Annotated in this window: 10 protein-coding genes and 1 pseudogene; 5 read left to right on the top strand and 6 right to left on the bottom strand. The window is 56.0% G+C overall.

Features of this window, described 5'->3' with window-relative positions; translation table 11 throughout:
- The 4 genes and pseudogenes from HMPREF7215_RS09280 to HMPREF7215_RS09265 form a co-directional block, all read right to left on the bottom strand.
- Nucleotides 1–251, bottom strand: a pseudogene (locus HMPREF7215_RS09280) (KipI antagonist); the annotation flags it as partial.
- Complete coding sequence (pxpB, locus tag HMPREF7215_RS09275; protein WP_009165581.1) at nt 248–979, bottom strand: 5-oxoprolinase subunit PxpB; 732 nt, start codon at nt 977–979, stop codon at nt 248–250. The gene pxpB and the pseudogene HMPREF7215_RS09280, both read right to left, overlap by 4 nt.
- Nucleotides 980–1049: 70 nt before the next feature.
- Nucleotides 1050–2255, bottom strand: a complete 1206-nt coding sequence (locus tag HMPREF7215_RS09270; protein ID WP_040551076.1) for an NRAMP family divalent metal transporter — start codon at nt 2253–2255, stop codon at nt 1050–1052.
- 170 nt (nt 2256–2425) lie between these two features.
- Entirely contained in the window at nt 2426–3268 is an 843-nt protein-coding gene (locus tag HMPREF7215_RS09265) for a deoxyribonuclease IV (RefSeq protein ID WP_009165579.1), read from the bottom strand.
- Nucleotides 3269–3363: 95 nt separating this feature from the next.
- Between HMPREF7215_RS09265 and HMPREF7215_RS12505 the strand changes: the two genes are divergently transcribed.
- Nucleotides 3364–3870, top strand: coding sequence for a C-GCAxxG-C-C family (seleno)protein (locus HMPREF7215_RS12505; protein WP_009165578.1), 507 nt, complete (start codon nt 3364–3366; stop codon nt 3868–3870).
- 24 nt (nt 3871–3894) lie between these two features.
- Nucleotides 3895–4257, top strand: coding sequence for a cupin domain-containing protein (locus HMPREF7215_RS09255; RefSeq protein ID WP_009165577.1), 363 nt, complete (start codon nt 3895–3897; stop codon nt 4255–4257).
- A gap of 227 nt (nt 4258–4484) precedes the next feature.
- On the opposite strand, the gene queF is transcribed toward HMPREF7215_RS09255, so the two are convergent.
- Together queF and HMPREF7215_RS09240 are read right to left on the bottom strand one after the other, a co-directional pair.
- Nucleotides 4485–4976, bottom strand: a complete 492-nt coding sequence (gene queF / locus HMPREF7215_RS09245) for a preQ(1) synthase (protein ID WP_009165575.1) — start codon at nt 4974–4976, stop codon at nt 4485–4487.
- Between the two features lie 4 nt (nt 4977–4980).
- Nucleotides 4981–5475, bottom strand: a complete 495-nt coding sequence (locus HMPREF7215_RS09240; RefSeq protein ID WP_009165574.1) for a QueT transporter family protein — start codon at nt 5473–5475, stop codon at nt 4981–4983.
- 580 nt (nt 5476–6055) lie between these two features.
- Between HMPREF7215_RS09240 and HMPREF7215_RS12500 the strand changes: the two genes are divergently transcribed.
- From HMPREF7215_RS12500 to HMPREF7215_RS09225, 3 genes are all read left to right on the top strand, one after another.
- On the top strand, nt 6056–6991 hold the full coding sequence (locus tag HMPREF7215_RS12500) for a LysR family transcriptional regulator (protein ID WP_009165573.1): 936 nt from the start codon (nt 6056–6058) through the stop codon (nt 6989–6991).
- 454 nt (nt 6992–7445) lie between these two features.
- On the top strand, nt 7446–8762 hold the full coding sequence (locus HMPREF7215_RS09230) for an APC family permease (RefSeq protein ID WP_009165571.1): 1317 nt from the start codon (nt 7446–7448) through the stop codon (nt 8760–8762).
- 60 nt (nt 8763–8822) lie between these two features.
- Nucleotides 8823–10013 carry a mandelate racemase/muconate lactonizing enzyme family protein gene (locus tag HMPREF7215_RS09225; RefSeq protein ID WP_083798315.1) on the top strand — a complete coding sequence of 397 codons (1191 nt, stop codon included), beginning with the start codon at nt 8823–8825 and terminating at the stop codon, nt 10011–10013.
- The last annotated feature ends 52 nt before the right edge of the window (nt 10014–10065 follow it).

Here is a 10065-nt window from a genome sequence, read left to right as displayed (position 1 = left end):
CCGTTCAGCATCGGGCTCAGATCGCCGCCGGCGACGGCGACGCAGCCTTCGCCGGCGAAGCGGATCGTCGGCCCGATCGCCGTGACTTCCAGCGCCGCTGCGCCGGCCGGATTGCCGAGCAGCAGATTGCCGCGCGTCAGCGCCGGAGCGTCCATCGCGCCGCTGACGGGCATGCCCAGCGCCTGATGGCCCCAGCGCCCCAGGTCCTGTACGGTGGTGAGGGCGCCGGCGCGTTCGACGATCAGCTTCATGCGCTCGCCTCCCTTTCGGCGTACTCGATGCGGTACTCACCGCTCTTGATCTGTTCCTGGATCTCGGCGTAGCGCGCGGCCGTCACCGGGTAGAATTTCACCCACAGCCCCGACGTGATCGCCACGGCCGGATCGCGCCGCGGGTCGTAGAGGTCGTAGGGGACGCGGCCGATGATGCGCCAGCCGCCGGGGCTGGCGATCGAATAAGCGCCGGCCTGCGCGCCGCCGATGGCGACGCTGTTGGCGGGGATCAACTCGCGCGGCGTCTTCAGGCGCGGCGTCGTCAGCGCCGGATCCATGCCGCCCAGGTAGGGGAATCCAGGCGTGAAGCCGTTCATGTAACAGTAGAGCGGCGAATCGCAATAGCGCTTCACCACTTCGTCTTCCGTCAGACCGGTGTGCGCGGCGACCTCGCCCAGATCGGGGCCGCACTCGCCGCCGAAAAGGACGGGCACGCGCACTTCGCGCCTCCCCGCCCGCTCCGCGGCGAAGGGCTTGGCCAGCTCGTCCCCGAGCCGAGTGCGCAGCGCCGGCAGATCGACTGTCAGCGGGTCGAAGTAGATCGACAGCGAGCGGTACGTCGGCACCAGCTCTTTCATGCCGCGGAACGGCCGTTCTTCCAGCGCCCGCGCCAGAGACTGCACGCGGCCGTTCACGGCCAGGTCGATCACCTCGCCGAAATCGACGAACAGGCACGTCTCGCCGGCCGGCAGGATTTTCGCTTCCATGGGACCGCCTCCTTGCTGAAAAAAACTCCACAGACCGGAGCGCGCTCCGGAGTTCCTTCGTCTTGTGCCGCTACGAGAAGATCTTCATGATGTTGGGCAGCGCCTTCACGCCCATCCACAGCGTGAAGACCACCACCACCCATCCCGTCGCCGTCAGCCACGCGGGGTGGCGGTACTCCGCGCCGACCACGTCTTTCTTGTACGCGCCGAGCAGGATCGAGGCCAGCGCCAGCGGCAGGATCAGGCCGTTGATCGAACCGGCCACGATCAGCAGCGCCACCGGTCGGGCGATGAAAATGTTGATCGCCGTCGAGGTGCAGATGAAGCCGATCATCCACCAGCGGTAGTTGTGGTCCACCGCGGCGAACAGTGAGCGCAGGAACGACACGGAGGTGTAGGAAGCGCCGATCACCGAGGTCACGCCCGCGGCCCACAGCACCACGCCGAACATGCGGTAGCCGACCTCGCCGGCTCCCTTGCGGAAGGCGTCGGCGGCGGGATTGGCCGCGTCGAGCACGACCGCCGGCTGGCCGGCCGCCACGTAAACCACACCCAGCACGGCAAGGAACAGCAGAATGCGCATGATCGACGTGACGACGATGCCGTTCACGGCGCTCTTCGTCGCGTCGCGCACGTCGTGCACGCCCGCGTCGATGAGGCGATGCGCGCCGGAGAAGGAGATGTAGCCGCCCACCGTGCCGCCGATCAGCGTCAGGATGATCATCCAGTTGACCGTGCTCGGCATCACGGTCTCTTTCGCCGCCAGCGCCACCGGCGGCGCCGCCTTGAACGCCACGTAGAGCATCAGCGCGATCATCAGGAAGCCGAGCAGCTGCGTGAAGCGGTCCATCGCCTTGCCGAGGTCTTTGTTGAGGAAGATGAAAACGGCGATCGCCGCGCTGACGGCCGCGCCGGCCTGCACGTCGAGCCCGACCATCGTGTTCAGCCCCAGCGCCGCGCCGCCGACGTTGCCGACGTTGAACGCCAGACCGCCGAGCGCCACGGCGAAGGCCAGCAGATAGCCCAGACCGGGCACGACCCGATTGGCCACGTCCTGCGCGCGCAGCTTCGACACGCAGATGATGCGCCAGATGTTGAGCTGCACCACCGCCGTCACCGCGATCGTCACGGCGATGGCGAAAGCCGCCGAAGCCAAAAGCTGCTGCGTGAAGACCGTCGTCTGCGTCAAAAATCCCGGCCCGATGGCCGACGTCGCCATCAGAAACGCCGCGCCGAGAAGGACCTGCAACGTGCTTTTCCCTTTGTTCTGCTCCATGAATACGCCTCCTTTTTTATTTGCGTCCGGATGCGTTTTCATTATTTCATAATCGATTGAGCGTTGTCAATCAGCGGCGTCTGTGTATTTAAAATACATTTCTTAGCGCGTTTCCCCATCGAGCGCTCGTTCCTGTTCGCCGCGAGAAAACGGCTGTCTCTCCGCTCCGTCTATTTGTTCGCCGCGAACCTCCGCAGCTGGGCGATCTCGGCCGCCCAGCCGGAGAGGGAATCCTGCGGCGTTTCCAGGCACATGGGCAGCTTCGCCAAGGCCGGATGGACGACCAGCGCCGCGAAAGCGGCCAGGCCGAGGCTGCCCTTGCCGAGTTTTTCGTGGCGGTCCTTGCGGCTGCCGAACGGCGTCATGCTGTCGTTGAGGTGCAGGGCGCGCAGGCGTTTCAGCCCCACGATGCGGTCGAAACGGTCGAGCACGCCGTCGAGGTCGCCGGCGATGTCGTAGCCGGCCGAATAGACGTGACAGGTGTCGAGGCACACGCCCATCTTCTCGGGACAGCTGACGCGGCTCAGGATCTCCGCCAGTTGTTCGAAATCACCGCCCACCTCGCTGCCCTTGCCCGACATGGTTTCCAGCAGCACGGCGGTGCGCTTCACCGCGGGCAAAATCTCGTTCAGCGCCGCCACGATCAGGTCGATGCCCTTTTCGCAGCCCTGGCCGACGTGGCTGCCGGGATGGAAGTTGTACAGATTGCCCGGCAGCTGCTCGTCCAAACGCTGCAGATCGTCGGCCATCGCCAGCAGCGCGAACTCGCGCACCTTCGCGTCGGCCGAGCAGGGATTGAGCGTGTAGGGGCCGTGGGCGATCAGCGGGCCGAAGCGATGCGCGGCGATGATGCTTTTCAGCGCCGCGGCGTCGTCGGGATCGGCGGCCCGCACGGCGCCGCCGCGGGGATTGCGCGTGAAGAACTGGAACGTGTCGGCGCCGATAGACAGGGCGTTTTTGCCCATCTTTCTGAATCCGCCGGCGACGGAAAGGTGACAGCCGAAAAATGGCATGGAAGGACCTCCTGAAAATGACGCCCCGGGGAAAGGAGCGCTTGTTGTATAATAAACCGAAGTCTTTGGCACGATTTTAAGGGGGGAAGAGGAAAATGCACGACGGTTCCAAGGAGTGTCAGTGCGGCGCTCGAGCCGGCGCGGACCGATGGCTGGAAAATCTTGACGCGCTCGTCGGGGAACTCAATGCGGATCAGCACTTCTGCTGTTCCCAGACGGTGCTGGCCATCGGCATGAGGCGGCTGGGGATCGACGACCCCGATCTGCTCCGCGCCATGGAGGGATTCTGCGGCGGAGCGTGCGGCGGCGCCTGCGGCGCGCTGGCGGGAGGCGCCGCGCTGATGGGGCTGTACCTCGGCAAAGGCACGGCGCGCGAGCCGCGCAGCGAAACGATCAAGCAGTACGTCAAAGAGCTGACGGAGACGTTCCGCGCTTACTGGAAAGGCACGACCTGCGAGAGCATCATCCACGACGACGCCGGGCTGCGCAAACGCATCTGCCCGAACGTCATCGCCGGCGCCGTGGAAATGGTCTGGAGCATCCTCGGCGAGCACGGGATCGACCTTGACCGGCGCAAAATTGACCGCATGCCGTGGCAATAAAACGGTGCGAAGGAGAGTGGGACAATGATTCGCAGAGGAACGGAAATCGCGTTATCCAGAGTCGAGAACTTCAAGGGCGGCACGGGCGCGCTGCTCTCGCGCGAGATTCTCGCGCCTGACGAGATGGGCGGGCACGGCCGCAAGTTCGGCTTCACCACGCTGGAGCCGGGCGCGTCGATCGGCACGCACGCCCACGCGGGCGATTCCGAGACCTATTATATCCTCAAAGGCACGGCGCGCTACAACGACAACGGCACGTGGATCGACGTCACAGAAGGCGACATGACGCACTGCCCCGACGGCGAATGCCACGGCATCGAAAACAGCGGCGACGGCCCGCTGCAGTTCGTCGCCCTGATCCTTTATACCGAACGGGAAAGACAGTAACCCCGTTCATGCGCAACAAGGGCGTCCGCAGGAAAATTTCTCCTGTGGACGCCCTTGTTTTTTGCCGCCGCGCTTTGCAAAAGACGTTTCCCGCGAAAAGTCCAGCGTTCCACGTGGAACATTTTTTATAAACGGCCTCGGCTGCTGCGATCGAAAGATATGCGACAAGACGGATTTCTTCTTTTTGCGCTTTCGCGCCCCGTCGCGCGCTGGCCGCGGCGCGGCGCTCAGCGGTAATTCACGAGCTCCGGCGACAGGTCGTGGAGACGCAGGCGGTCTTCGGCCGTTTTTTCCCAGGCCGTGCCCGGCTTGCCCCAGTTCGCGTACGGGTCGATGCTCAGCCCGCCGCGGGGCGTGAAGCGCCCCCAGACCTCGATGTACTTGGGCGAGAGCAACCTGACCAGATCCTCCAGAATGACATTGACGCAGTCCTCGTGGAAATCGCCGTGATTGCGGAAGCTGAACAGATACAGTTTGAGCGATTTGCTCTCCACCAGACGCCCGTCGGGAACGTAACTGATCGTGATGTTGGCGAAGTCCGGCTGCCCCGTCATCGGGCACAGGCTCGTGAACTCCGGGCAGTTGAACTTGACGAAATAATCGCGCCCCGGATGCTTGTTGGGAAACGATTCCAGCACCTCCGGCGCGTAATCGCTCTTGTAGGCCGTGCGGCGCCCCAGCAGCGACAGATCCTTCATCTCTTCAGGCGTGCGCGTCATGTCTTCAGCTCCTTTGCTCCCCGTCCGCGGCGAGGCGTTTTTGCAGCGCCGCCAGCAGCAGCCCCCCGAAAACGCCGGCGACTGCCTGCCCGATCAGCAGACTCGCCGCCAGAACGAAATAGGGCAGATGCAGCAGATAACTCAGCCACAGCGGCACCCCCAGCCCCGGGATCAGCGTGATCGCCGCCGCGGCGATCCACGGCGCGCGCGGCGAACGGCGAAACGCGGCGATCGCGCCGCTGGTCAGCAGCCCGACGAGAATGCCGCCGACCATGTCCAGCGGCCCCAGCCCTCCCATCAGCGCGTTGCTGAGAAAATTGGCGAAGCCCAGCGGCAGCACCAGAAACGGGAAAATGCCGCTCAGCGCGTATAGCGACGTGGCGACGCGCACCTGATACTGCCCGAAGGCGAAGCTGCGCGTCGTCGTCATCACGACCACGTACAGCGCCACGACCAGCGCCGAGATCGTCAGCTTGCGGGTCACCGTCAGTTCCTTCATCGAAAAAAATCCTCCGCACCTTCCCGCGCCGCGAAAAGGCCACAAAAAAGGAGAGCCTTTCAGCTCCCCATCCGCCGCGCCGTAACGGCGCGTCGCGCCCGCCGCTCCGCGCGGAAAAAAATCCGCGAAAAGCCCCGGGCGCAGCCCTTAGTTTTGTTTAAAGACAGGATGGTCTCGAACTGTCTTGTTCGGTTGCGAAAAACATTGTAGCACAGGTTCCCCCGCTGCACAAATGCCGGCTGGCCGCGGCGGCTGGATTTTCGCGCGCCGGAACGGGAAACGCGCCCCGTTTTTCATGTTCAGCCGTAAATTCATGCGACTGAAGGATTGAAGGGCAAATGTTCCATGTGGAACATTATTAAAAAGCCTCTACAATGGCCCCCGCTTCTTTCCGCTAAGTTAAAACAGATTGCTCATTGTAACCAAGTTCCATTGCTTTTATTGCAAAAAATTTGAGATGGCTTAAAATAAGTACCAAGAATAATCACAGTATTCAATTAATTGGATAAAGAAATGATCCTTCTATATCCATAACTCAAAGAAAATATTCAGCCAAAATGATATATGGGGAGGGGCGTTGATGGAACTCCTTCAGCTGCGATATTTCATCAAATTAGCGCAAAGGCAACATTTGACTCAGACTGCGGAAGAACTCATGATCTCGGCCTCTTCTCTTAGCGCCACAATCAGAAAGCTGGAAAAAGAGCTAAATGTCGAGCTTTTTGAGCGTAAAGGCCGCAATATCCGGCTCAGTACCAGCGGCAAGATCTTTTACAAATATATCAGTCAAGCTCAAGCTTTATTTGATACCGCAGTGACTGAAGCACAGCGCAGTCGCCAATCGCAAACGCTGTTGATCTTTGTAGAAAATACGCATATCTGGGCGGGCGCCTTCCTTGACTTCAAAAACAAATTCACAAATATTCAACTTAATATCACTCCGCTTGTCGACTTTGCCCAATTAACGGAGCCGTTTGACTTTTATCTAGGGAATGTATATAACGTTACCGATAACAAGTTTAAATACCACATTTTATTCAAACCGGAGAAGTACTATGTCCTCATGAGCAGTGGTCATCGTCTTGCTAAGCGTGAGAGCGTAAGTCTCAATGATTTGAAAGATGAAACTTTTTTTCAGTATTACAAGAAGGCTAACCCACGTAAATATCAGCATTCACTCACGATTTTGCAAGACAATGGAGTCAATCAGCCTAAGATTCTTGAGAGCGATGAAATACTACGCTACGATTTGATTCGAGCTCAAAAATGTGTTTTTATTACGACGAACGTTGGACTGGGCGCTAAATTTTCGCGTCTTGAGGGGCTTACCGCCGTTCCTTTCACTTCCCTCGTTCGTGAACCTCGAACACAGGTTATTGCATGGAATAAAGCGATTGAACTGACGAACATTAGGCGCACTTTTTACACTTTTATTGTAAACGCAGCGCTATCCCTTGAGAAAAAATTCCACATCGACAGTTTTAAACCACTCGTTTTCCCCAATTCGTCGAGCTAAGGAGGCGCTCAACAAAGAAGACTTCAGCTTCTGGGAGGTCGGTAAATACACATTTGGCAGAATGAGCTTTTTGAGAAAATGCCATTCATCAGCGCGTTCCCAAAAACACACAGTAGTACCTTTAGCATCTTGCAGCTGGAAAAGATCCAGCTGCAAGATGCTTTCTTTTTCTCTACGAAATCCTCCCGCTCAAAAACTGTTTTATAAAGTAAGAATATTACGCAATAACGGATTGATGATTATCAAACTTTATCCTTGTCATAACATGAGATGCACATCAAATACGAGTGAGATCAAAAAATAATTTTCTTTTGTGGTCAAGGCAGTTATGATTTGACTGTGGCCACAGTAATGATATTTCGAGCACCTGCGCAGGGCGATCTCCGGGCGCTATATCGCAAAACGTACAATATGTTTTTGACAATTAGTGGATTGAGTGGAGGTGTTTTTTCAGATGGAGAATAATATCAGCAAACTCACCCTGCCTCAACTTGTATGGCTGGCGACGGGGCAGGTGGTCGGCGCCGGCGTTGTCACAATTGTGGGAGCGGCTCTTGGCGTTACGGGATATTCGGCATGGTTCGCTTATTCGGCTGCGGTAGTTATGGGACTTGCCCGAATTTTTCCGCAAATTTTCTTTTTCAGCACGGAGGTTGTTCCCGGCGGCATTTACGGAATGGTGACGCGTACCTGCGGACGTCAGTATGGCGGTATGATTACCATCTCGTCGCTGATTAACTGGATGGCACGTGGTACTGCCGTCCTTTCCATAGGCAATTATTTGGCGGCCATGTATCCTTCACAGAATCGCATCGTCATGGCTATTGCTGTGTGGGGACTCCTGACATTGGCCAATCTTTTCGGTGTCGATGTGATGGCCAAGATTCAGTCATTTGCGACCCCCTGCCTGCTGATTTGCCTGTTTACATTCTCTGCTGTCTGCTGTTTCCAAATTCAGCCTGGTTATCTGGATTTCGATAGTCCTAAGATGTTTACTAATGGCTTAATGGGCTGGCTTTCAGCGGTTGTGTTGCTCAACTATTCAACTAACGGACATTCGTTGGTCGCAAATTTCGTGCCCCGGGCGGAAAACCCCAAAAGGAATATCCCCCTTGCCATGCTCATTACGACGGGTATCATCTTTCTGCTTTATACCGCCGTCGGATTCGCTTCAGGCGCTGTACTCCCTCTCGAAAAAACAGCCAACGGTACTATGACTGATACCGCCAGGGCCATATTACCGACGTTCTTGTATTATGTGTTCATGTTTGGCGGTCCTATTTTTGCTCTACTGACAACGATGAATTCTGGCATTATGAATTCTGCGATGCCTGTTCTGGCTGGTGTCAAAGAGGGTTGGCTGCCAAAGTTTCTGGCAAAACAAAATCGCTTTGGCGCGTATTGGGTCGCGATCATGGTTATTTTTGTTATCGGTTGCTTGCCCATCTGTACGGGAATGAGCGTTAAACAGATTACCAACTCAACATTGATTCTCAGTGGTTTTCAGAACGCTCTGATAATTATGGCGGGATTTATCTTCCCCATAAAATTTGCAGCGAATTGGAAAGAGTCTTGGCTGCATATGCCAAATTCTGTCTATTATGTTCTGATGTTTATCAGCGGCTGTGCTCAGGCATATATTATTTACAAGTCCGTTATCGACCTCAATATGCAATTGGCCATAATCAATGTATGCGTTCTTGCCGCGGCTGTTATCTACGGTATCATTCGCATGCGTACCACAAAGATTACAGAAACGGATTTTGTATGAATCATTTCATTTGGGCACTAAGCATCTCCAAAATCATAGAACGGAAAGGGGTTATGAATTATGAAAGTTACTGGTATGAAGGTCTTTCTAACGGAATATGATCGTTCCAAAACTCCAGAATTCCCTAAGAAAAGTAAAGTTGTTAGCGTCCGTATTTTTACCGACGAGGGCATTTACGGCGATGGCGAAGTCGCCGGCATTCACGCAACTTATGCGGCTTATGGAATGATTCGCGATCTATGGCCTCTGATTGTGGGACAAGATCCTTTTTCCAACGAAGTCCTTTGGGATCACATGATGCTTCGCACCTTTTGGGGACAGAACGGCGGCGCTTTCTGGTACAGCGGCGTCAGCGCCATTGACATCGCTCTGTGGGATATCAAAAGCAAAGCACTGAAGATGCCTCTGCATAAGTTGCTGGGCGGCAAACGTCGTGATAAGGTTCGCTGCTACGCAAGCCAGCTGCAGTTCGGTTGGGGAGATTACGACTCGCCAGCCGTCACGGTGGAAGATTATGTCGAGCGAGCTAAATTGGCACTTGCTGATGGTTACGATGCCATCAAGATCGACTTCTTGAACTGGGACGATAAAGGCAATATCCTTCGCGAAGATGGTCGTCTCGGTCTTCTTTCGCCTTACTACGTCAATATGTATTCCGAACGCGTGCACGCGGTTCGCGATGCGATCGGACCCAATGTCGACCTAATCATTGAGAACCATGCCGGCACCAACACACAATCGGCTATTCAACTGGCAGCGGCTGTTCAGGATTGCAATATATACTACTTCGAAGAGCCCAACACACCTGTGTTCTACAACAACAAAAACGTTAAAGACAACATTAAAATGCCAATTTCGCATGGCGAACGCATCTTTGGCCGATGGGAATATCTTCCCTATTTTCTGAACAAGTCGGTGCAGGTCATTCAACCTGACCTTGGTAACGCCGGAGGTATTACCGAGGCGAAGCGCGTCTGTGACCTTGCCTACGTGTTTGATATTGGAGTTCAGATTCATACCTGCGCTTCGCACCTGCTTACGCCTCCATCAGTACAAATCGAAGCCTGCCTGAATAATTTCGTTATTCATGAGCAGCACGTGCGCAGCAAGAATCCTGCCAACATGGAATTGACCGACAAGATCGTCATGCCCAAAAACGGTTACTTAGAAGTTTCCGATGCCCCCGGACTTGGCATCGAATGGTCTGAAAAAGCGCTGGCTAGCCCCGAACAATACACACTGAAAGCATGAAAAAACATTTGAGGTTGTTTTATAGCAAATATGTGAAATCATTGGCATAATA

The organism is Pyramidobacter piscolens W5455, from assembly GCF_000177335.1.
Classification (GTDB): Bacteria; Synergistota; Synergistia; order Synergistales; family Dethiosulfovibrionaceae; genus Pyramidobacter; species Pyramidobacter piscolens.
This window is presented reverse-complemented; position numbering and strand designations above follow the sequence as displayed.

Bases quoted from the DNA above. Each gene is read 5' to 3' on its own strand.
- HMPREF7215_RS09230 (WP_009165571.1), top strand. From the start codon at position 7,446: ATGGAGAATAATATCAGCAAACTCACCCTGCCTCAACTTGTATGGCTG.
- HMPREF7215_RS09255 (WP_009165577.1), top strand. From the start codon at position 3,895: ATGATTCGCAGAGGAACGGAAATCGCGTTATCCAGAGTCGAGAACTTC.
- HMPREF7215_RS09270 (WP_040551076.1), bottom strand. From the start codon at position 2,255: ATGGAGCAGAACAAAGGGAAAAGCACGTTGCAGGTCCTTCTCGGCGCG.
- pxpB (WP_009165581.1), bottom strand. From the start codon at position 979: ATGGAAGCGAAAATCCTGCCGGCCGGCGAGACGTGCCTGTTCGTCGAT.
- HMPREF7215_RS09265 (WP_009165579.1), bottom strand. From the start codon at position 3,268: ATGCCATTTTTCGGCTGTCACCTTTCCGTCGCCGGCGGATTCAGAAAG.
- queF (WP_009165575.1), bottom strand. From the start codon at position 4,976: ATGACGCGCACGCCTGAAGAGATGAAGGATCTGTCGCTGCTGGGGCGC.
- HMPREF7215_RS12500 (WP_009165573.1), top strand. From the start codon at position 6,056: ATGGAACTCCTTCAGCTGCGATATTTCATCAAATTAGCGCAAAGGCAA.
- HMPREF7215_RS09240 (WP_009165574.1), bottom strand. From the start codon at position 5,475: ATGAAGGAACTGACGGTGACCCGCAAGCTGACGATCTCGGCGCTGGTC.
- HMPREF7215_RS12505 (WP_009165578.1), top strand. From the start codon at position 3,364: ATGCACGACGGTTCCAAGGAGTGTCAGTGCGGCGCTCGAGCCGGCGCG.
- HMPREF7215_RS09225 (WP_083798315.1), top strand. From the start codon at position 8,823: ATGAAAGTTACTGGTATGAAGGTCTTTCTAACGGAATATGATCGTTCC.